This window comes from Actinophytocola sp. (genome assembly GCF_035712165.1).
Lineage (GTDB): Bacteria > Actinomycetota > Actinomycetes > Mycobacteriales > Pseudonocardiaceae > DASYTH01.
Genome location: NZ_DASTBH010000057.1, coordinates 1 through 19,827, shown reverse-complemented (window position 1 = coordinate 19,827; position 19,827 = coordinate 1). Strand labels below are relative to the sequence as shown.

Genomic DNA, 19,827 nt, shown 5'->3' with positions numbered 1-19,827 from the left:
CCCGCGCCAGCCGTGCGGTCGAACAAGCCCAGGCCAGCACCCGCACCACCGCCCAGGACTACCGCAACACCGACACCACCAACGCCGCCGCCCTCGGCGCCCTCGACACCACCCCCCACCCACCAACCCCCTCCCCGACCGGCGCAACCACCCCGTCCAGCACCACCGGCGCCACCACCCCTGCGGCTCCACCCAGCCCCGCCGGTGGCGGCGGCCCGGCCATCCCGCCGGGCGGCCCTGGCGGTCGGCCGCCGCGCCGTCCACCCGCACCTGATGGTGGGCCGGGCCGACCAGTGTCGTGGCGGGAAGACCTGAAGAACCACTTCACGCCGGGCGAGCTACGTGAGCTGGACACGGCGTATCGCAAGATGGCTGCCCAACCCCGGCGCGGCGAGGTGGCCGGCTCTGGCCAGCTCACCCAGCGCGAGCGCGAGTTGGTGGTTCGCGCGCAGAAGCTCATCGAGATCACCCCGGACACCATGATGCAGAAGGTGATTCCACAGAAGACATTCGACGCCTACCTGGCCGGCACGGTGAGCAAAGACCCTCCGTTCGATGCCAACAAGGTCGGTGGATACGTTGCGCGGCAGCAGGATGCGACGCATCTGCATACCCCGGCCGAGATCATTCAGGGCAACCGGCTCGACTACGAAGGCACGCCGTATCGCGACACCAGGCAGCCGATCCACGTCATGGAGTTCCCGGCGGGCGACGCCAGTTATCAGGCGCCATTCGGGGCACCCTATGCGGGAGGCAGCGGGATGCACGAGAACTGGGGCGCGGTACAGCAAGCCGCCGACGACATGATCGCCGTGGCCAGGAACGAGGGCTATCCGGCGGACGGCTACCAGCGTGTGGTGAACCGGTGGCCGTACTCCGGAATCGGCGTCACCGTCGACGGTGAGATCGGCGTGCCCGAAAGAACGACGCCCTACCACCAGATTCCGAGCGGCTCCCGCATCTATGAGTACAGTCCGGACGGCACGAAGGTGCTGGTGGCTGAGTACGTCGACAAGACCCGCGGCTGGACGGATATGAGGACTCGATGACCTATCCGCGCAACGATATCTTCGCGGTTCTGGGCGGAGTCAGCTTCGGGGCCGACGCGGTCCGGTCGGATGGAACCGTCCGGTTGTCCCGCACGGGGAGCGTGCAGCCGAATGACCCGCGGTTCAGTTACGACGAGAAGTGGGATGTGTGGGAGGCCGTAGTCCCGATCGACGAGTGCGACCGGTTGGTGGAGGTCAGTACGTTCGCCCGATACCAGGGTGCCCCGTGCCAGGTGATCGCGATCGGCGAGGACGGGCAGGCGGGGCTGTACTACGTGGGTCACGACAGCATCGAGCCCGAGCGCCTTGGCTTCGAGGAGTTCGACAGGCACGAATACCGCAAGACCGTGCCGACCGAGGAGCTGTACGACTATCACGAGATTCACCGCGACCTGCTGTTCAATCACTGGCGGGGGAAGACGTTCGGTGAGGTGAAGGTGTGACCGAACGGATTCCCGGCTCGGGTGCTCTGACCCAGCGCGAGCGCGAGCTGACCGCGCGGGTGCACACGGTCGTCACGGTCGAGTCGGACACGGTGCTGGTCAAGCCCCTACGGCCGGGCAGTCTCGAGCGGTACCTGCGCTCTGAGGTCTCCGCTGGGCGATGGGGTGAGCGGCCGCCGTTCGACTATCGCGTGACCGGTGGGATCGTCGGTCGGCAGCAGGATGTGGCCGAGCTGCGCACGCCGAGAGAGCTGCTCCGCGCATTCCGGCTCGACTACCCGGGCAGCCCGTTCGTGCCGGACCTGCCGGCGTTGCACGTGCTGGAGTTCGCGGCGAGCGAGCCGGCACAGCTGGTGATCCCGCTGGGCGCCCCGGCTTCGCCCTACCCGCAGACCGGTTTCCCACCGAACATGACCGAGGTGCGGGTGGCCGCCAGACACATGATCGAGGCGGCGGCAGCGGCCGGGGTCGATCCCAACACGATCCGGATGCAGCTGGACCCCTGGCCGTTCACCGGCACCGGGCTCACCGCCGATCCGGATACCGGGATTCCGGTGCGGTGGCGGCGGTACGCGCCGCTGCCGGGCGGTGCCGTGATCACCGAGTTCCGCACCGACGGGAGCAGCCGGCCGGTGGCCCAGTTCGGAGGCAGCGGCTACGGCTGGAGGGAGCTGCGATGACCACGGAGCGGCCACGAACCGGGATCTTCGCCACCGTGGACGGGTTGGAGTACCCGGTCAACTCATACCCCGAGGGCGGCATGGTGCAGTTGGTCGTCCGGGCGGCGGAGAATCCGGACCCCAACCTGTTCGGCTGGGACGCCGGATCCGGCGTCTGGACCGCGACTGTGCCGACCGACCGGTGCGAGCGGATCGTGGAGGTCACATCGCTGGCGAACTACCAGGGCCATCCGTGTCAGGTGATCGCCATCGATCCGGACGGGTCGGTCGGGCTGTACTACGTGGGGGCGGAGCAGGCCGCGCTGGTGCGGGACGGGTTCGTGCAGATCGACCAGGGGACCTGGGCGAGGACGGCCGCCATCCACGAGATCAGCGGGTACCGCGAGCGGCACACCGACTTGACGTTCGACCAGTGGAAGGCGGCCGCCCAGTAGATCAGCCGTCCAGGGAGCCGTCGAGGGGGGTGCCCTCGGCGAAGTGGGGGGCGATCTTGTTGTCGAACACGGACAGGGCGGAGCCGATGGCCATGTGCATGTCGAGGTATTTGTAGGTGCCGAGGCGGCCGCCGAAGATGACGTTCTTGGTGCGGGCCTCGGACTTGGCGAGGTCGCGGTAGCGCTCCAGCTTGGTGCGGTCTTCGGGGGTGTTGATCGGGTAGTACGGCTCGTCGTCTTCCTTGGCGAAGCGGGAGTACTCGCGCACGATCACCGTCTTGTCCGACGGGTAGCTGTCGCGCTCCGGGTGGAAGTGACGGAACTCGTGGATGCGGGTGTAGGGCACGTCCTCGTCGGCGTAGTTCATCACCGAGGTGCCCTGGAAGTCGGCGCAGTCGTGCAGTACCTCGGGCTCGAAGTCCAGGGTGCGCCAGCCGAGGCGGCCCTCGGAGTAGTCGAAGTAGCGGTCCAGGGGGCCGGTGTACACGGTCGGCGTGCCGGCCGGGATGTGCTCGCGGACGTCGAAGTAGTCGACGTCACAGCGGACCTCGATGTTGGGGTGCTCGGCCATCCGGGTCAGCCAGGCGGTGTACCCGTCCTTCGGCAGGCCCTCGAACCGGTCGTTGAAGTACCGGTTGTCGAAGTTGTACCGGACCGGCAGCCGCGTGATGATCGACGCGGCCAGCTCCTTCGGGTCGGTCTGCCACTGCTTCGCCGTGTAACCACGCACGAACGCTTCGTAGAGCGGGCGCCCGATCAGCGAGATCGCCTTCTCCTCGAGGTTCTGCGCGTCCGCGGTGTCGATCTCCGAGGCCTGCTCGGCGACCAGGGCGCGCGCCTCGTCCGGGGTGAACGACCGGCCGAAGAACTGGTTGATCAGCGCCAGGTTCATCGGGAAGGTGTAGACCTGCCCCTGGTAGTTGGTGAACACCCGGTGCTGGTAGCCGGTGAACTCGGTGAACTGGTTCACGTAGTCCCACACCCGCTGGTTGGACGTGTGGAACAGGTGCGCGCCATAAAGGTGCACCTCGATGCCGGTTTCCGGATCCGCTTCCGAGTAGGCGTTGCCGCCGATGTGCCGGCGCCGTTCCAGCACCAGTACCCGCTTGTTCAGCTGCGTGGCAGCGCGTTCGGCAATCGTCAGGCCGAAGAATCCCGATCCGACGACGACGAGGTCGAAACCGGCGTAGTTCTCATCCAAGCTCACGGGCGCAGCCTACTTGTGACAGTTTCGGTCGGTTGAATAGAGGCCTCCGTGCCCGACCCGATCCTCCCGATCCGGTCGGCACGGAGGCCTCGATCCCCCGGTCCCCCGTACCCCTCCGGCGTTCCCGCCTCCATGTACTAGACGCTGCGAAGCCGCCCGCCGTTGCCCGACGAAAATCACATCCCGCGATTCGGGAGGACCTCGGCGGCCACCTGTTCGAGCACCGCCTCGGACCCGGTGTACGGCCCGTCCGGCCGGGGCCAGTGCACGGCCATGTCGGTGAAGCCGAGCTCACCGGCCCGGCCGAGCGCGTCCTGGAAGGCCGCCAGGCTGGACAGCGAGTACACCGGCGCGGCGTCCACGCTGATGTGCCGGGCCACCTCCGCCGGCTCGCGGCCCCGCGCGGCGAGCACCTCCTCGAACTGCTCGACCCGCTGCGCCACGCCGCGCCACCATCCCGCGTAGTCCTCGCCGCGCGGCCCGGTGGTCACCCAGCCCTGGCCGTGCCGGGCGGCGACGGCCATGCCGCGCGGACCGTTCGCCGCCACCACGAACGGCAGCCGGGGGCGCTGCACGCAGCCCGGCACCGAGCGGGCCTGCACCGCCGTGTAGTACCGGCCGGCGAAGTCGACCCGGTCGGAGGTGAGCAGCGCGTCGGTCAACTCGACGAACTCGGCGAACCGGTCCACCCGCTGCCGCGGGGTCAGTTCCGTGGCCTCGACCACCTCGTTGTCGTAGCCACCGGCCGCGCCGGCGCCGATGCCCAGCGTGAACCGGCCACCGGAGATGTCGTCCAGCGCCAGCAGGGCGCGGGCGAAGACCACCGGGTGCCGGAGGTTGGGCGAGGCCACCAGCGTGCCCAGCCGGATCCGCTCGGTGACCGTCGCGGCGGCGGTCAGCGTGGCCACCGCGTCGAACCAGGGTCCGTCGACCAGCGTCCGCCAACCGATGTGGTCGTAGGTCCAGGCATGGTCGAACCCGTAGGCCTCGGCGGCACGCCACAGCCGCGCGGCTGCCGGCCAGCGGTACTCGGGCAGGATCACGATGCCAACACGCATGCCGCACGGTAGCGCCCGGGCGCTGCTCAGCGGTCGCGCAGTCCGGCCTGGGAGAATGGCCGGGTGCAAAGACCCAGGCTGATCGCTTCGGACGTGGACGGGACGCTGCTGGACCCGATGGCCCGCGTCACCGGCCGCACCGCCCGGGTGATCGCCAGGGTGATCGCGTCGGACACCCCGTTCGTTCTGGTCACCGGCCGCCCACCGCGCTGGATCGCACCGGTCGCGGACGAGACCGGTCTGGACGGCTACGCGGTCTGCTCCAACGGAGCCGTGCTCTACGACATCGGCTCCGAGCGGGTGCTCACCACGCACGGACTCGATCCGATGGTGCTGCACGACGTGACCCACGCTCTGGAACGGGCGCTGCCGGGCATCCGGGTGGCCGCCGAGCGGGCCAGCACCACGGCGATGACCGTTCCGGAGTTCGTCACCGAGCACGGCTACCGCAACCCGTGGGGGGACGAGCACGGCGTGACCGCCGCGCCGCGGGCCGAGGTGCTCGGTCATCCGGCCACCAAGCTGCTGGTCCGGCACGACGGGATGAGCAGCGCCGAGTTGGTCGCGGTCGCCCGGGAGGTGCTCGACCACGCCGTCGACGTGACGTTCTCCACCGACCTGGGGCTGATCGAGTTCTCCGCGCGGGGGGTCACCAAGGCATCCGGGCTGGCCGACGTGTGCGACCGGTTCGACCTGCCGGCGCGGGACGTGATCGCGTTCGGCGACATGCCCAACGACATCGAGATGCTGCGCTGGGTGGGGCACGGGGTGGCCATGGCCAACGCGCACCCCGAGGCGCTCGCGGCCGCCGACGAGGTGGCCGCGCCCAACTCGGAGGACGGCGTCGCCCAGGTGCTGGAGCGGTGGTTCTGATGGCCGGCCGGCGCACCCTGGTCGTCGTGCGGCACGCGAAGTCGGACTGGTCGGCGGCATTGCCCGACTGGCAGCGACCGCTGGCCGAGCGGGGCCGGCGGGACGCGCCGGTGATCGGCGCCTGGCTCGCCGACCAGGTCGGTGCCGTCGACCTCGTGCTCTGCTCACCCGCCGAGCGGGCCAGGCAGACCTGGCGGCTGGCCGGGGCCCGGCTGGACCCGGCCCCGCCGGTGCGCGAGGACCAGCGGATCTACGCCGCGAGCCCGACCCAGCTGCTGACCGTGCTGGCCGAGCTTCCGGACGAGCTGCACCGGGTGATCCTGGTCGGGCACAACCCGGGGCTGACCGAACTGGTCGAGCACCTGTGTGGCGAACCGGTCGAGCTGAAGACCTCGGCGGTGGCCGTGCTCTCCTGGCCCGGTTCCTGGATCGACGCGGACTCGCACCCGGCGTCGCTGGACGCCGTCACCACTGCCAGGGCTGGCTAGTCCTGGCGGTTCGCGGCGCGCAGGGCGATCGGGGCGCCGGCGAGGTCCTCCTCGTTGCAGAGCAGCTTCACGTCGTAGTAGGGCGAGCCCTCGCTGTCGTCGTAGTCGAGGTGGATGGCGATCACGTCAACCGGTTCGCCGAGCCATTCCTGGGTTTGCCGAAGCCACGCGGCCGAGCGTTCGAGAGCGGTCGGCAGGTCGTCGTCGCGGAACTCCACCGGCCGGTAGGGCACGCCGTAGACCTGGTCACCCTCGTGCGGCGGGCGGGGAAGATCCACCGAGACACCGGCTTCATCGAGTTCGAGGGCTACAGAGACGGGCTGGTCACCATTGAGCTCACTCACCTACGAAGGGTCCCTTAGCCCGGGAGTGGTCGCAACCCCCACACCAGGGCGGCAAAACGGCGGAGCCGGCCCGGAGGGTACGGGCCGGCTCCGCCATTCGTGACGCTCAGGAGTGGTACAAACGCTCCCAGTTCTCCCGGGTGGTCAGCCGCGGCATGGCGGCCCGCCACTCCTCGCGGACCGTGGCGCCCTCCTTGGTCAGCCGCTTGAACAGCTGGGCGCCCTCCCGGGCCAGCCGGATCAGCACCGCCTTGTCGAACTGGCGGACCCGGAACGCGTCCTGCGCGGAGTCGGTCACCACCACGGTGTTGAACCGCGACACGTGCCACCAGTTGGCGTCCTTCGCCGAGACCGCGACCTCGCCCAGGTTGCGCCCGAGGATCAGGTAGACCAGCCGCTTGGCCAGGGTGGCCATCATCAGCGACGGGGTGCCCGCGTCCCGCACGATCGGCATCGTCCGCGCCCGGTCGACCCCGATGTCCTCCGGCGTGCGCCGGTGGGTGTCCGGGTAGTCGTTGCGCAGCGCGCGGATCTCGGCGGCCGCCGAGACGCCGCCGTCGGCGAGCACGTCGGGCCCGGACAGGAAGTCCTCCAGCGCCTTGAGCAGCGTGGCCGCCATCCCGTACTGCATCGACACCAGGTAGTTGGTGAGCTGCTTGGCCAGCACCACGCTGGCCTGCTTGCCGTCGAAGTCACTGTGCAGGGCCGAGGTGATCAGGGAGTTGCGCAGGCTGAAGTAGCGCGCCCAGTCGTCCCAGTCCTTCCAGGTGAAGTCCGCGTGCCAGACCGCCGCCCCGGGCAGGGTGACCGTGGCGAAGCCGTGACCGCCGGCCCGGATGCCGTACTCGATGTCGTCCCACTGGAAGAACATCGGCAGCGGCAGACCGATCCGGTCCACCACCTCGGCCGGGATCAGACAGGACCACCAGGCGTTGTAGCCGGCGTTGACCCGCTTGTGCGGCAGCTTCTTGGTCAGGTCGATGTTGTTCTGGGCCCCGTCGGTCGGCACCCCGGGCCGCAACCGGGGCAGATCCGCGGTCTCGGCGCTGACGTGCAACCGGTTCGGGTGGTACAGGTACAGCATCTGCCCGCCGACGATGGTCGGCTCGCTCGCCTGGTTGGCGAACGCGGTCATCCGCAGCACCGTCTCGGGCTCGAGCAGGACGTCGTCGTCCATCAGCAGGATGTTGGCCTGCTTGCCGGTCTCCTGGCCGGTCACCTCGTACATGCCCCGGCTGAAGCCGCCCGCGCCGCCGAGGTTGGGCTGCTGCAGGTAGTGCAGCTTGCCCTCGTAGAGCGCCGCGACCTTGTCGAAGTCCTCCCGGCTGCGCACCGTGTCGGTGCCCTGGTCGACCACGTAGACGTGGTCGACCAGGCGGAGCACCTCGGAGTCCTCGCCGAGCGCCCGCATCGTGGCCAGGCAGTCGTCGGCCCGGTTGTACGTGCAGATCACCACCGAGGTGGGCCGGGTCCGCGGCGGAGCCGCCGCCACCCACCGGCAGTCCTCGATGGTCAGCTCCTCGCCCGCGGTGACCGCCTCGACCCAGATCAGGCCGCCGTCCATGAACCGGTCGAGCACCGCCGGGAGGCGCACCTCCTGCTCGGTCTCGGCCCGCACCTCCAGGGTGGACAGGATGCGCGGCTGGCCCTCGGCGTCCGAGGCGTGGATCTCCAGGCGGCCGGCGCCCCGGACCCGGAACACGGCCTCGAGGTCACGGACCCCGGTCCAGCGCTGCAGGTAGCCGGCCGGCAGCCGGCCGAAGTAGGTGTTGGTGCTGAGCCGGGCGTCCGGTTCGATGACCGCCCGGTGCCGCTCGCAGCGGACCGCCCCCCACAGGCCCTTTCGGTACAGCTGGTCGGGCGCCTTCGGGCTCGGCGACGCGAACATCACGCGCTGCACGACCCGCCAGATGTCCGCTCGCGGAACCTGAGCACCTTCGGCCGCGGGCGCGTCGTGGTAGTGCTCGGTGGCCATGCGTAACTGCGCCTCCGTGTACTGAGTCTCCTGTATCACGAATTTCCCCTGATGAATCGACTGTAACTCATGAGTTGGCGGTAGCCAGGTCCTCGGCATTGGGGTCCAGCTCACCGGTCCGCGGCATCGGCTCCACCGATGAAACGGATTCGCGGCGGCGCCGGTTGCCCCGCCACCACAGAATGGACTGGCCGATCACGATGATCGTGGCGATGCCCAGGGCCACGGCGCCGAGCCGCAGGCCGGGCGTGACGAAGCTCAGCTCGAGAACGTGTTCGCCCGGCGGCACGGTGATCGTGACCAGCCCGGCGGCGCCGTTGCGCAGCTGGACCGGTTTGCCGTCGACGGTAGCGGTGTAGCCGGGCCAGGCCAGCCGGGCGAAGATCAGCTCGCCGCCTCCGGCCGGCGCCCGGAACGCGACGCGCTCGTGCCGGTCGCTGGACTCCGAGGAGCGCACCTCGGTGCCCGACGAGGCGTAGGAGACCCGGCCCGGATGCGGCAGCGGGGCCTCGCGCACCCAGACCGCGCGCAGGTCGTCGCGCAGCGCCACCCGCCAGCCGGCCGGCGGCGTCTGGTTGACCACGTTCGGCAGCAGCTTGTTCTGCAGGACCAGGGTCTCCACCCGCAGCGCGTCGACCAGCGGCAGGTCGCTGGTCCCGGCCACCGGTCGCCACAACCGGTTGTAGGCGTCCGCACAGGTCACGCCCTTGTAGTCCATGCAGAGCGCCTCGGCGAACTTGGCGAAGCCCACACCGCCGTACCGGTTGAGCGACTCGTGCCCGCTGACGTAGGTCAGGCTGCCGAACAGGATCTGGCCGTCCGCCTGGTCCTGGGTGCGGACCGGCGTCTGGTAGACCAGCTCCAGGTAGGCGCCGCGATAGAGCTCCGTGCCGCTCTGGATCCGCTCGATCGAGCGCGGCGGCTCCACGCCCGGGTTGCCCTCCACCCGCACCGGGATGCGGGCGGTCTGATAGGTCAGCACCGCGATCGTGCCGACCAGGAGCACCGCCCCGAAGGCCAGCCACCGGCCGCGCCGGTAGAGCAGGATCGCGCCGACCACCAGCGCCAGCACCAGGAACGTGGCCAGCAGGTGGATCGTGTAGTACTCGGGCCGAACCGCGAAGGACAGGTAGGCCCCCACCCCCACCAGCCCGACCGTGCCCAGCATCCGCTCGCGGAAGTGGTCCCGGGCGAGGCCGGCGGACAGCAGCACGGCGACCAGCGCGGCGAGCCCGAGGTAGAAGTACTCGATCAGCCGGATCGGCCACCGGAACAGCCAGACGTTGGACGGTCCGAGCACCAGCACGAAGTAGACGAACGTGATCGCGCCGAGGCTGATCAGCCCGCGGGCCTGGCTGCGCAGGCTGCGCCAGCGCAGCCAGGGGATCAACGGGATGGCGAACCAGACGAAGTAGGTGGACGGCAGGCTCTCCAGCACGGCGCCGTTCCAGTTGTAGATCGAGGGCAGGTAGCTGGGTCCGCTGGAGGCCGCCAGGTCGCCGAGGTCGGGCACCATGAAGGTGTCGTTGACGATCGCGGCCAGCTCCTGGCGCGAGCTCACCGCCATGGCGGTGAGCAGCGGCACGTAGACCAGCAGCGCGGAGGCGCCGACGCAGGCGCCCATCACGACCAGGTGCGCCAGCCGCCGGTAGGCGCGCGCCACCAGCAGTTCCACCGTGATTCCGGCCAACACGATGAGCACGCCCAGCGTGGCGTACGGGTTGCCGGTCGTCACCGCCAGCACACCGAACAGGAACGGCAGCCACGGCCCGGACAGCCCGCGGGAGTGCCGGCGGGCCGCCCACCAGAACCAGGTCACCCACACGAAGGAGCTCAGGCCGGACGGCCAGCCGGCCGCCTCGTAGTACAGCGTGAAGCCGGTCGCCGGAACCGCGAAGCCGAGCAGGACCGCCGGCAGCCGCGCCGCGCCGTACTCCCGGCACAGCAGGTAGGCGCCCATCGCGAGCAGCGCGAGATGCGCGATGCTCACCAGGGCCGCGGCCGCGGCGAGGTCGTTGAACAGCGAGGTCACCAGGAAGAACACGGCCCAGACCGGGTTCCAGAGCGAGACGGCGGCCTCCGCGGCGTGGTTTCCGCCATACCAACCGCCCGGATCCATGGTCGGCCAGTGGCCGCCGCGGATCACCTCGCCGTAGTAGTGCCACCTGGGCACGAACGACTCGGGGTTGTCCCCGACGTAATAGAACGTCCAGTGCAGCAGGTACGGGATCGTGAAGACGAGTGCGGCGAGTACGCCGAGGCCCACCACCACCAACCACTCAGGTAAGGGGCGCCTTCCGGAGGCCGTCGTACCAGCCGTCTCCATCGCCGGAGACGACATTTCATTGCTCACCGTCATGCGTTTTCCAGGCTCTCCTGTGACAGTGCCGACCGACAGCACCACCGAGTGGACTCCCGGCAGCATAGAGACGCGGAGCCAAACCACGGTGAACCGGTCCGCCGAACCCGGCGTCCGGTACAGTCGCGCTCGGTCCGCTCCTGGGCGGGCCAGGGGCGGTCCCCGGCCGAACGGCGATGGCGGCCGCCGGTGTGAGTCCGGTCACGCGATGCGGCGGATTCCGCCGCCGGGCGACGGTATTTTTCTTCTTACGACAGGCGAGGTAGTGGCGTGGCACGAATTCTGATTACGGGTGCCGGTGGTTCGGCCGCGTACAACTTCCGGGACGCCATTTCCCGGGCCGGCCGGGACTACGAGATCGTCGCCACCGACGTCCAGCCCTACCACCTCGAGCTGATCGACGCCGAGGCGAAGTACCTGGTGCCGCGGGTGAGCGATCCGGGCTACCTGGACACCCTCAACGAGATCATCGAGGCCGAGTCGATCGACTTCGTGCACCCGCAGCCCGACGTCGAGGTCGCCTTCCTCGCCGCCCACCACGACCAGTTGCGCGCGCCGACGTTCCTGCCGTCGCAGGCCGCGGTCGAGCTGTGCCACGACAAGATGGTGTTCAACGCGACACTGAAGGCGGCCGGCGTGCCGGTGCCCGAGGCGGTGCACATCACCAGCCCGGACCAGCTGCGCTCGGCTCTCGACGACCTGCTCACGGTCAGCCCCCGGGTCTGGCTGCGGGCCATCCGCGGCGCCGGCTCCCGGGCCAGCCTGCCGATCAACTCCTTCTACCAGGGCGACGCCTGGGTCGACTACTGGCGTTCGTTCCGCGGCCTCGACTACGGCGACTTCATGGCCAGCGAGTTCCTGCCCGGACACGAGTTCGCCTGGCAGAGCCTCTGGCACCAGGGAACCCTGGTCACCTCGCAGGCCCGGGAGCGCATCGAGTACATCTTCGGCAACCTCACCCCGAGCGGGCAGAGCTCGTCGCCGTCGGTGGCCAAGACCGTCAACCGCGACGACGTCAACAAGGCGGGCGAGGCGGCGGTGCGCGCGGTGGCCGACGTTCCGCACGGCGTGTTCTGCGTCGACATGAAGGAGAACGCGCACGGCGACCCGCTGGTCACCGAGATCAACGCCGGCCGGTTCTTCACCACCAGCAACTTCTTCGCCCATGCCGGGCTGAACATGCCGGACATGTACCTGCAGCTCGGCCTCGGCAACGAGCTGGACAGCACGCCGCCGACCTACGACCCGCTGCCCGAGAACCTGTACTGGGTTCGCATGATCGACATGGGCTACCGGTTGGTCGAGGAGGGTCAGTGGTCGTCGAGCAAACGATGAGCGTGCTCATCTTCGACTTCGACGGAACGCTGTTCCAGCTGCCGGTCGACTGGGCCGGCCTGCGCGCCGAGCTGGGCCTGTCCCCGGAGCAGAAGCTCGGTGAGCTGCTGCGGCAGTGGATGGACGACGGCGCCGAGGAGCAGCTTGCCGTGGTGTCCCGCTACGAGCGGGCCGCGGTGCGGTCGGGTTCGTTCACCCCGGGCGCCCTGGACCGCCTGCGCGGGCCGGGAAACCTGGCCATCGTGACCCGCAACTCCCGGCACGCCGTGCTGGCCGCGCTCGGCGAGTCCGCCGGGCGGGTGTTCGTCGTCGGCCGGGAGGACGTTCGGGCGCTCAAGCCCGACCCCGAGGGCGTGCGACTGGTTCTCGACCACTTCGGCGTCCGCCCCGAGCAGGCCGTTCTGGTCGGGGACACCTACCACGACGTGCTGGCCGCGCGCGCGGCCGGCACGTTCAGCGTCGTCGTGCGCAACCCGCTGCTGGAGTACGCCCCGGACGGGGCCGACCGCTATGTCGACGACCTCACGGCGGACCTCGGCGGCACCCCGGATAGCGTGCCCACCGAGATCCAGCGAGCGTGAGCCAAGGAGGATCCGTGATGGAGCCACAGCAGAACGGCAACGGGGCGGTCCCGGACGAGGCACGAACGCGGTCGCTGGTCACCCTGATCGCTCCGGCGCTCAACGAGGCCGACAACGCCGCCGGCCTGGTCGCCTTCTACCGGGAGATCCGCGCCGCGCACCCGGAGCTGGACTTCGAGCTGATCGTCGTGGACGACGGTTCGACCGATGACACCGCGCGGCTCGTGCTCGAGGCCTTAGGCACCGACGATGTCGCGCGGGTCATCTCGCTGTCCCGCAACTTCGGCTCCCACGCCGCGATCACCGCCGGGCTCGCGATGAGCCGGGGTGACTGCGCGCTGACCCTGAGCACGGACCTGCAGGAGCCGCTCGAAGCGATCACCCGGTTCCTGGACGCCTGGCGCGCCGGCAACGACGTGGTCTGGGGCCTGCGCAAGACCCGGGCGGTGCCCAAGGGAATGTCCAACCTGCTGTCCCGGCTGTTCTCCAAGGCGTTCCACCGGATGTCCACGATCCCGAACTACCCGAAGGACGGGCCGTCGCAGATCCTGGTGTCGCGGGCCGTCATCGACGTGGTCAACAAGATGCCCGAGGCCAACCGCAACGTCCTCGGGATCTTCGCCTGGGTCGGCTTCACGCAGACCTCGATCTCCTTCGAGCAGCTGCCCCGGCCGGCCGGCCAGAGCAAGTGGACCACCCGCAAGAAGGTCAAGCTGCTGGTGGACTCGTTCGTCGAGTTCTCCGCCGCCCCGTTCCAGATCACCGCGGTGATCGGCCTGCTGCTCGGCGCGTTGGGCTTCGCGGCCATCCTCACCCTGCTCATCGTCGCGCTGGCGGGCGGACCGCTGACCGGCTGGGGGCTCGTGCTCGGCACGGTGGTGCTCCTGGCCGGCGTGCAGCTGACCGTGCTCGGCGGGTTCGGCGAGTACCTGTGGCGGGCCGGCGACGACGCCCGGCACCGCCCGGTCTACGTGCTGCGGGCGGTGCAGGACGTGGGCCGGCCGGGTGCGCGCCCGGCGGTGTCCGCCGAGCAGCCGGCCGGCGTCAGCGAGCGCTGACGCCGGTGCGCCAGCCGCCGCCGATCGGCGTGCGGTGCGGCACCGTCCGGAACTGGCCGGTGGCCGGGTTGTAGATCACGGTCACGGTGGTGAAGTCCTGCCGGCGGGTGCCGCCGTCGAACGCGAACTCGTCGCTGTAGGGCAGGCCGTACCGGCCGGCGGCGCCACCGCCCTGCACCCACCAGGTCTTGATCGCGCCGCCCACCGCGTGCGCGCCGCCGGCGGCGGACCAGTAGATGGAGCTGCCGTTGAGGAAGTCGTTGTAGAGGCCCGGCTTGCCCGGCACGGCGAGCTCGTCGGTGGTCGGGTAGCTCCATCCCGCGCCGCCCATCGCCACCCAGGCGCGCTGGATCGGGCCACGCAGGAAGTGCGTCCCGGCGGCGGCGCTGCTGGTGATCGTCACCCCGTCGGAACCGGCGAAGTAGGCGCCCCGGCCGCCGCCCGGCAGGTCCTGCTCCTGCTGGTACACACCGCCCAGCGGGCCGCTCTCGCCACCCAGCGCCACCCACTTCTGGTAGACCGGCGACGAGCGCCAGTCCCCGGCCAGGGTCTGCACCCGGCTGCGGATCTGCTCCAGCCGGTTGTAGACGCTGTCCCCGGGGCAGGCGGTGTTGCCGACGTCACGGTGGGCGAAGAGGTTCGGCACGGTGACCGCCGTGCCGGCCGGATACCGGGAGGTTCCGCCGCCGGTGGACACCAGGACGGTCGACCCGCGCACGTCGCGGTAGCTGGTGGCGAGTTTCCAGGCGGCCATGGCGGACACCGACTCGAGGGCCGGGTCGGTGGGCGTGCCGTTGCTGAAGTCACCCATCAGCGCGATGCCGAACGTGTGCTGGTTGAACCCGCCGGCGTGGGCGCCGATGGTGGGCACGTCCAGCCCCCCGGTCCGGCCTTCGAAGATCGTGCCGCAGGAGTCGACCAGCACGTTGTAGCCGATGTCACCCCAGCCGTTGGTGACCGCGTGGTACTGGTAGATGCCCCGGACGATCGCGGCGGAGTCGGCGCAGGAGTAGGTGTTCGTACCCGCCGTGTGGTGGATCGTGACGGCCTTGGTGGCCGAGGCGTACTCCGGCGCCCAGGTCATCAGCCGCTCGTCCGCGCCCCACTGCGCCCGGCTGACCACCGCGGGCCGGCCGGCGGCCTGTGCCGAGGCGGCACGGCCGGCGCCGGACAGGCGCGCGTCGGCCGGCCGGCTGCCCGGGTCCACCGTGACCAGTTCGAGCCCGTCGGTCACCGGCTGGCCGGACCGGTATGCCCGGACCTGAACGTCCTGGCTCGGCCCGGTCCACAACGGCTCGGTCGTCGTGCTGGCCCGGTTGCGCTCCGGCTGCGCGTCGGACGGCTCCAGCGCGGTCCATTCCGACCACTTGCCGGCGACGGTGCGGCTGCGCACCTCGATGCGGTCCGGCGCGACACCGGCCCAGCGCACTCCGACCATCGCGAACGGGGCGGCGGTGTGCACGGTCCGGGCTCCGGTCGCGGCGTCGGCGGGCGCCGACCGCAACGGGACGGTCGCCCCCGGAGCCGCCGGAGGAGACCCGTCCGGCGGAGCCGCCGTGGCGCCGGGAGCGGTGAGCACCGCGCCGGACACCACCAACGCGGCAACCAGGCCGCCCCGTACCCACACCGACCACCGCATGGCAACCCCCTGTCGCCGCCCGCCGGAGCTAGGCGGCCTCGCTGATCGTCACTTCCTCCGCTCGTGGACCTTCGCCACGACCGCTGCAGCGCCCGCCGTCGTCACGTCCGCCACGGTGAACATGGCGCGGGAGGCGACCGCGAACGCGGCGCCGGCCGCCGGACCGACCGCGGGGGCCAGCGCGAGAGCGACGAGCAGATCCCGCACGCCCGCGCCGGACGGCAGGATGAAGAAGAAGAGTCCGGCGGTCAGGCCCATGGCGATCGCGCCGACACACAACAGCAGAACGTTGACCTGCGGCGAGCCGTCCGCGGTGGCCAGCAGCCACAGGTGCGTGCCGAACAGCGTGTAGGACAGCATCGAGAAGATCAACGTCCGGATGATCGTAGACCAGTGCAGCGGATGATCCAGCGGGGCTTTGCGCAGCACCCTGAGCACCAGGTTGACGCCCCAGGTCATCACCCGCGGATGCAGGGTGGCCAGACCGAACGGCAGCACCAGGTACAACCACACCGCGCCCTGCACCTCGTCGAGCAGCACCGGCAGCGCCAGGACGCCCAGCGCCAGCGAGGCGACGATGGACACACCCAGCTGCACGAGCGAGCCGACGAACATCCGCGCCCGGCCGACCCCGGCCTTCTTCCCGAGCTCCATCTGCAGCACATAGGCCCACACGGCGCCGGGCACGTACTTGCCGAGCTGGCTGACCAGGAAGATCTGCGCGCCGCGGGTCCGGCCGATCGGCGGGCCGAGATCGTCGACGATCGTCTGCCAGCTCAACGTGCCGAACAGGATGCCGGCGATCACCGCCGTGAGGCTCAACACGGCCGAGGGCCACGGGACCGTGCGCAGCGTCGCCCACACCTCGTCCCAGCGGGTGACCAGGTAGTAGCCGGCCCCCGCGACCACGGCGAGCAGCAGCAGGCGGCGGGCCCAGGTGACGACGCGGGACCGAAGACTCGGCGGGGCCGGTTCGAGCTGGACCTGCTCTGCCGTTGCTGTCTCGGCGGTCATCCGGTCTCCGGTCTCCGGTCGGGGTCACCCCGCGAGGTATCTCGTGGGGCAGCATAGGGGCCGGCTGGAACCCAGGGTCACACGCGTCCTGCCCGTACGCTCGGTCAGGCGAACCGCGCCTGCCATACACCCTCGGCGGAAGCGGTTCGACCGCCAGGTAACGTGTTGGCCCGCGCCCGGCGGGACCGACCAGTGACTGTACCGGACGTGTGCCATGCTCCTTGATCCGAAAGACACATATGATCCCCATCACCGTGGTTGACGTTCGCGACGCCGAGCCCCTCGTTACCGAGGTGCTCCGGTCCGGCGTCATCGCACAAGGCCCGATGGTCAAGCGCCTCGAGGACGGCTTCGCGAAGATCGCGGGCACGAACCACGCCGTCGCCGTCAACAGCGGCACGACGGCGCTGGTCGCCTCGCTCCAGGTGCTCGACCTGCAGCCGGGGGACGAGGTGATCACCTCCCCGTTCACCTTCGTGGCCACCCTCAACGCCATCCTCGAAGCCGGCGCGACCGCCCGGTTCGCCGACATCAGCGCCGAGGACTTCTGCGTCGACCCGGACGCGGTGGCCGGGGCCATCGGCTCCCGGTCCAAGGTGCTCATGCCGGTCCACCTCTACGGTCAGATGGCGGACATGGACAAGCTCGCTCCGCTGGCCGCCGAGCACGGGCTCGCCGTCGTCGAGGACGCCGCGCAGGCCATCGGCGCGAGCCTGGCCGGCCGCGGTGCCGGCAGCTACGGCCTGGGCTGTTTCTCGCTCTACGCCACGAAGAACGTCACGACCGCCGAGGGCGGCGTGATCACCACGGACGACGACGTGCTGGCCGACCGCCTGCGGGTGCTGCGCAACCAGGGCATGCGGGCGCGTTACCAGTACGAGATGGCCGGGCACAACTACCGGATGACGGACCTGCACGCCGCGGTCGGAATCCCCCAGCTCGAGCGGCTCGCCGAGATCAACGAGCGCCGGCAGCGCAACGCCGGGGTGCTCATCGAGGGCCTGACCGGTGTGCCGGGACTCACGGTGCCCGGGGTGGCCGCCGACCGGACGCACGTCTGGCACCAGTTCACGGTTCTCGTCGGCGAGGACGCCGCGGTGAGCCGGGACGAGCTGGCGGCCCGGCTCACCGAGCTGGGCGTAGGCACCGGGGTCTACTACCCCAAGCTGGTCTTCGACTACGACTGCTATCGCGACCACCCCGGGGTGGTGCCGGCCGACGTGCCGGTGGCCGCCCGGGTGGCCGGCCAGGCCCTCTCGCTCCCGGTGCACCCCAAGCTCACCGACGCGGAGCTGGACACGGTGATCGGTTCGGTTCGGCAGGTGTTGGGCGCATGAGCGACAACGCAGCGAAGCGCGTCGTGCTGGTCGGCGCCGGCTCCATGGGCGCACTGCACGCCCGGGTGCTGTCCCAGTCCCCGCGGGTCGACTTAGTCCGGATCGTCGAACCGAGGGAGGAGGCGGGCCGGGCCGTCGCCGAGCGGTTCGACACGCGGTGGACCCCCGAGATCGACTCGCTGGCCGGCGTGGACGCCGTGGTGCTCGCCTCGGCCACCGCGACCCACCACAAGCTGGCCCTCGACGTGCTCAACCAGGATGTCGCGCTGCTGGTGGAGAAGCCGGTGTGCGACGACCTGACCGCTGCCGAGGAAGTGGTGGCGCTGGCCAAGAGCCGGGACGTGCCGCTGATGTGCGGACTGCTCGAGCGGTACAACCCGGCCGTGGTGACGGCGCTGTCCGTGCTGGACGCCCCGGTGCACGTCACCGCGACCCGACACTCGCCGTACGCGCCCAGGATCAAGACCGGGGTCGGCTGGGATCTGCTGGTGCACGACGTCGACCTGGCGATCCGTTGTTTCGGCGGGAACGAGCCGGTCCGGGTCTCCTCGGGCACCGGCTACTTCCACCCCGACTCGGTGTCCGGGGCGGAGGACGTGCTGGACACCGTGCTCGGCTTCGGCGAGGGCGGGCTGGCGACCGTGTCCGCCAGCCGGGTCGGGCAGCGCAAGGTTCGCACGCTGTCGATCACCGAGGTGAACCGGCTGGTGGAGATCGACCTGCTGCGCCGGGACGTGACCATCTACCGGCACGTGTCGCACGACACGACGCCCGACGGGCTCGGCTACCGCCAGCAGACGGTGATCGACATCCCGGAGCTGGTGACCAACCGGGAGCCGTTGGCCGCTCAGCTCGACCGGTTCCTGGACCTGGTCGAGGGCGTGGCGGACCCCGCCGAGGAGCTGGCCTCGATCCTGCCGGCGCACCGGGTGGTCGCCCGGGTTCTGGATCAGGCGGCCGCACCGGCCTGATCGCGTTCGCGCAAGGGGCCCCCGCCGTGTCCGGCGGGGGCCCCTTTTCGCGCGGTCCGTCAGGTGATCACATCGTTGATGTTCCATTGCAGGCCTACCACCAGCGGCGTGCGGTAGGTGTCGTACGCCAGACCGATCTGGTCCGGGTTCCAGCGGCCGCTGTGCGTGTACACCTGCAGGTTGCCGTTGGCCCGGACCCGGCCGAGGATGTCGGTCCGCCCGTCGCCGTCGATGTCGGTCAGGGTGACCGAGTCGATGGTGTCCCAGCCGTAGCCGAGCGAGAACAACCGGTTGTCGGCGAAGGAGAACACCAGCAGGACGCCCCCGTTCACGGACACCAGATCCGGAACACCGTCGAGGGTGACATCGGCCATGTTCTGGTCCACATCGGACGCACCGCCCGACACCAGCAACTGCGGCGCCTGGAACGTGGCCGTGCCGTTGAACACGCCACTGTGCAGGTAGACGTAGGTGTTGCCGGTGCCGGCCCGCCGGGCCAGGAGGTCGTCCCAACCGTCGGCGTTGACGTCGTAGACGAACACCAGGTCGTTGATGAACCAGTTGGTGCCGACCACCACCGACGGCGCGCGGAGGGTGGACGTGCCGGCGAACCTGCCGCTGTGCGGGTGCACGACCATCCGGCCGGCGTAGTCGATCGAGATCACGTCGGACAGCTCACGGGCCTGGCCGGTGCTGTTGCCGGCCACCTTGCCCCGGCCGATCCAGCGCTGGTCGCTCCAGTTGAAGTTGATCGTGGTCGGCGGCCGGTAGGTGAGGGTTCCGTTGTAGGTGCCGCTGTGCGGGTAGACCCGCAGCTGTCCGGTGTCCCGGTGCCGGGCCAGGATGTCCTGCCGGCCGTCACCCGTGAAGTCACCCGTGCTGGCTCCGCTGCCGGCCGACGCGATACCCGGCTGACCCCGGTGGGCCGGCATGAGGTGCCCCACGTACTGCGGCGCGGCCCCTGGCGCGGCGGACGGCGGCG

At 70.4% G+C, this 19,827-nt stretch carries 19 protein-coding genes; 11 read left to right on the top strand and 8 right to left on the bottom strand.

Going from position 1 to position 19,827, the window contains the following annotated elements:
- From VFO68_RS02760 to VFO68_RS02745, 4 genes are all read left to right on the top strand, one after another.
- Positions 1 to 1,049: hypothetical protein (locus VFO68_RS02760; protein WP_325156527.1), on the top strand; the 1,049-nt coding region annotated here is incomplete at its 5' end.
- Positions 1,046 to 1,492 carry a hypothetical protein gene (locus VFO68_RS02755; RefSeq protein ID WP_325156526.1) on the top strand — a complete coding sequence of 149 codons (447 nt, stop codon included), beginning with the start codon at positions 1,046 to 1,048 and terminating at the stop codon, positions 1,490 to 1,492. The genes VFO68_RS02760 and VFO68_RS02755, both read left to right, overlap by 4 nt.
- Complete coding sequence (locus VFO68_RS02750) at positions 1,489 to 2,172, top strand: hypothetical protein (RefSeq protein WP_325156525.1); 684 nt, start codon at positions 1,489 to 1,491, stop codon at positions 2,170 to 2,172. The genes VFO68_RS02755 and VFO68_RS02750 overlap by 4 nt, the downstream gene beginning before the upstream one ends.
- On the top strand, positions 2,169 to 2,606 hold the full coding sequence (locus VFO68_RS02745) for a hypothetical protein (protein ID WP_325156524.1): 438 nt from the start codon (positions 2,169 to 2,171) through the stop codon (positions 2,604 to 2,606). Before VFO68_RS02750 ends, VFO68_RS02745 begins: the two co-directional genes overlap by 4 nt.
- Before the next feature lies 1 nt (position 2,607).
- Here the strand turns inward: VFO68_RS02745 and glf are convergent, their stop codons facing one another.
- Both glf and VFO68_RS02735 read right to left on the bottom strand, forming a co-directional pair.
- Entirely contained in the window at positions 2,608 to 3,813 is a 1,206-nt protein-coding gene (glf, locus tag VFO68_RS02740) for a UDP-galactopyranose mutase (RefSeq protein WP_325156523.1), read from the bottom strand.
- A 176-nt stretch (positions 3,814 to 3,989) separates the two neighbouring features.
- Positions 3,990 to 4,871, bottom strand: coding sequence for an LLM class flavin-dependent oxidoreductase (locus VFO68_RS02735; protein WP_325156522.1), 882 nt, complete (start codon positions 4,869 to 4,871; stop codon positions 3,990 to 3,992).
- A gap of 63 nt (positions 4,872 to 4,934) precedes the next feature.
- Here VFO68_RS02735 and VFO68_RS02730 point away from each other — a divergent pair, with 63 nt between their 5' ends.
- Together VFO68_RS02730 and VFO68_RS02725 are read left to right on the top strand one after the other, a co-directional pair.
- On the top strand, positions 4,935 to 5,744 hold the full coding sequence (locus tag VFO68_RS02730) for a Cof-type HAD-IIB family hydrolase (RefSeq protein WP_325156521.1): 810 nt from the start codon (positions 4,935 to 4,937) through the stop codon (positions 5,742 to 5,744).
- Complete coding sequence (locus VFO68_RS02725) at positions 5,744 to 6,232, top strand: histidine phosphatase family protein (protein WP_325156529.1); 489 nt, start codon at positions 5,744 to 5,746, stop codon at positions 6,230 to 6,232. Before VFO68_RS02730 ends, VFO68_RS02725 begins: the two co-directional genes overlap by 1 nt.
- Here the strand turns inward: VFO68_RS02725 and VFO68_RS02720 are convergent.
- From VFO68_RS02720 to VFO68_RS02710, 3 genes are all read right to left on the bottom strand, one after another.
- Positions 6,229 to 6,510, bottom strand: coding sequence for a hypothetical protein (locus VFO68_RS02720; protein ID WP_325156520.1), 282 nt, complete (start codon positions 6,508 to 6,510; stop codon positions 6,229 to 6,231). The genes VFO68_RS02725 and VFO68_RS02720 overlap by 4 nt on opposite strands.
- Before the next feature lie 172 nt (positions 6,511 to 6,682).
- On the bottom strand, positions 6,683 to 8,590 hold the full coding sequence (locus tag VFO68_RS02715) for a glycosyltransferase (protein WP_325156519.1): 1,908 nt from the start codon (positions 8,588 to 8,590) through the stop codon (positions 6,683 to 6,685).
- Between the two features lie 28 nt (positions 8,591 to 8,618).
- The gene (locus VFO68_RS02710) at positions 8,619 to 10,826 is read right to left on the bottom strand and encodes a hypothetical protein (protein WP_325156518.1); all 2,208 of its coding nucleotides are present in this window, start codon (positions 10,824 to 10,826) and stop codon (positions 8,619 to 8,621) included.
- 354 nt (positions 10,827 to 11,180) lie between these two features.
- Here VFO68_RS02710 and VFO68_RS02705 point away from each other — a divergent pair, with 354 nt between their 5' ends.
- Genes VFO68_RS02705 through VFO68_RS02695 form a run of 3 tightly spaced genes read left to right on the top strand, consistent with a single transcriptional unit; the run spans position 11,181 to position 13,884 of the window.
- Positions 11,181 to 12,245, top strand: a complete 1,065-nt coding sequence (locus tag VFO68_RS02705) for a hypothetical protein (protein WP_325156517.1) — start codon at positions 11,181 to 11,183, stop codon at positions 12,243 to 12,245.
- Positions 12,224 to 12,826: an HAD-IA family hydrolase gene (locus VFO68_RS02700; RefSeq protein WP_325156516.1), complete on the top strand. Its 603-nt coding sequence runs from the start codon at positions 12,224 to 12,226 to the stop codon at positions 12,824 to 12,826. Before VFO68_RS02705 ends, VFO68_RS02700 begins: the two co-directional genes overlap by 22 nt.
- Before the next feature lie 17 nt (positions 12,827 to 12,843).
- On the top strand, positions 12,844 to 13,884 hold the full coding sequence (locus VFO68_RS02695; RefSeq protein WP_325156528.1) for a glycosyltransferase family 2 protein: 1,041 nt from the start codon (positions 12,844 to 12,846) through the stop codon (positions 13,882 to 13,884).
- On the opposite strand, the gene VFO68_RS02690 is transcribed toward VFO68_RS02695, so the two are convergent.
- The gene (locus VFO68_RS02690; protein WP_325156515.1) at positions 13,871 to 15,523 is read right to left on the bottom strand and encodes an N-acetylmuramoyl-L-alanine amidase; all 1,653 of its coding nucleotides are present in this window, start codon (positions 15,521 to 15,523) and stop codon (positions 13,871 to 13,873) included. The genes VFO68_RS02695 and VFO68_RS02690 overlap by 14 nt on opposite strands.
- A gap of 48 nt (positions 15,524 to 15,571) precedes the next feature.
- Complete coding sequence (locus VFO68_RS02685; RefSeq protein WP_325156514.1) at positions 15,572 to 16,537, bottom strand: lysylphosphatidylglycerol synthase domain-containing protein; 966 nt, start codon at positions 16,535 to 16,537, stop codon at positions 15,572 to 15,574.
- Positions 16,538 to 16,776: 239 nt separating this feature from the next.
- Between VFO68_RS02685 and VFO68_RS02680 the strand changes: the two genes are divergently transcribed.
- Positions 16,777 to 17,874, top strand: a complete 1,098-nt coding sequence (locus VFO68_RS02680) for a DegT/DnrJ/EryC1/StrS family aminotransferase (protein WP_325156513.1) — start codon at positions 16,777 to 16,779, stop codon at positions 17,872 to 17,874.
- Complete coding sequence (locus VFO68_RS02675; RefSeq protein ID WP_325156512.1) at positions 17,871 to 18,845, top strand: Gfo/Idh/MocA family oxidoreductase; 975 nt, start codon at positions 17,871 to 17,873, stop codon at positions 18,843 to 18,845. The genes VFO68_RS02680 and VFO68_RS02675 overlap by 4 nt, the downstream gene beginning before the upstream one ends.
- Before the next feature lie 59 nt (positions 18,846 to 18,904).
- On the opposite strand, the gene VFO68_RS02670 is transcribed toward VFO68_RS02675, so the two are convergent.
- On the bottom strand, positions 18,905 to 19,827 hold a 923-nt coding region (locus VFO68_RS02670; RefSeq protein ID WP_325156511.1), incomplete at its 5' end, for a VCBS repeat-containing protein.

Coding starts and splice junctions, on each gene's coding strand:
- VFO68_RS02755 (WP_325156526.1), top strand. CDS start 1,046: ATGACCTATCCGCGCAACGATATCTTCGCGGTTCTGGGCGGAGTCAGC.
- VFO68_RS02745 (WP_325156524.1), top strand. CDS start 2,169: ATGACCACGGAGCGGCCACGAACCGGGATCTTCGCCACCGTGGACGGG.
- VFO68_RS02735 (WP_325156522.1), bottom strand. CDS start 4,871: ATGCGTGTTGGCATCGTGATCCTGCCCGAGTACCGCTGGCCGGCAGCC.
- VFO68_RS02725 (WP_325156529.1), top strand. CDS start 5,744: ATGGCCGGCCGGCGCACCCTGGTCGTCGTGCGGCACGCGAAGTCGGAC.
- VFO68_RS02695 (WP_325156528.1), top strand. CDS start 12,844: ATGGAGCCACAGCAGAACGGCAACGGGGCGGTCCCGGACGAGGCACGA.
- VFO68_RS02690 (WP_325156515.1), bottom strand. CDS start 15,523: ATGCGGTGGTCGGTGTGGGTACGGGGCGGCCTGGTTGCCGCGTTGGTG.
- VFO68_RS02685 (WP_325156514.1), bottom strand. CDS start 16,537: ATGACCGCCGAGACAGCAACGGCAGAGCAGGTCCAGCTCGAACCGGCC.
- VFO68_RS02680 (WP_325156513.1), top strand. CDS start 16,777: ATGATCCCCATCACCGTGGTTGACGTTCGCGACGCCGAGCCCCTCGTT.
- VFO68_RS02675 (WP_325156512.1), top strand. CDS start 17,871: ATGAGCGACAACGCAGCGAAGCGCGTCGTGCTGGTCGGCGCCGGCTCC.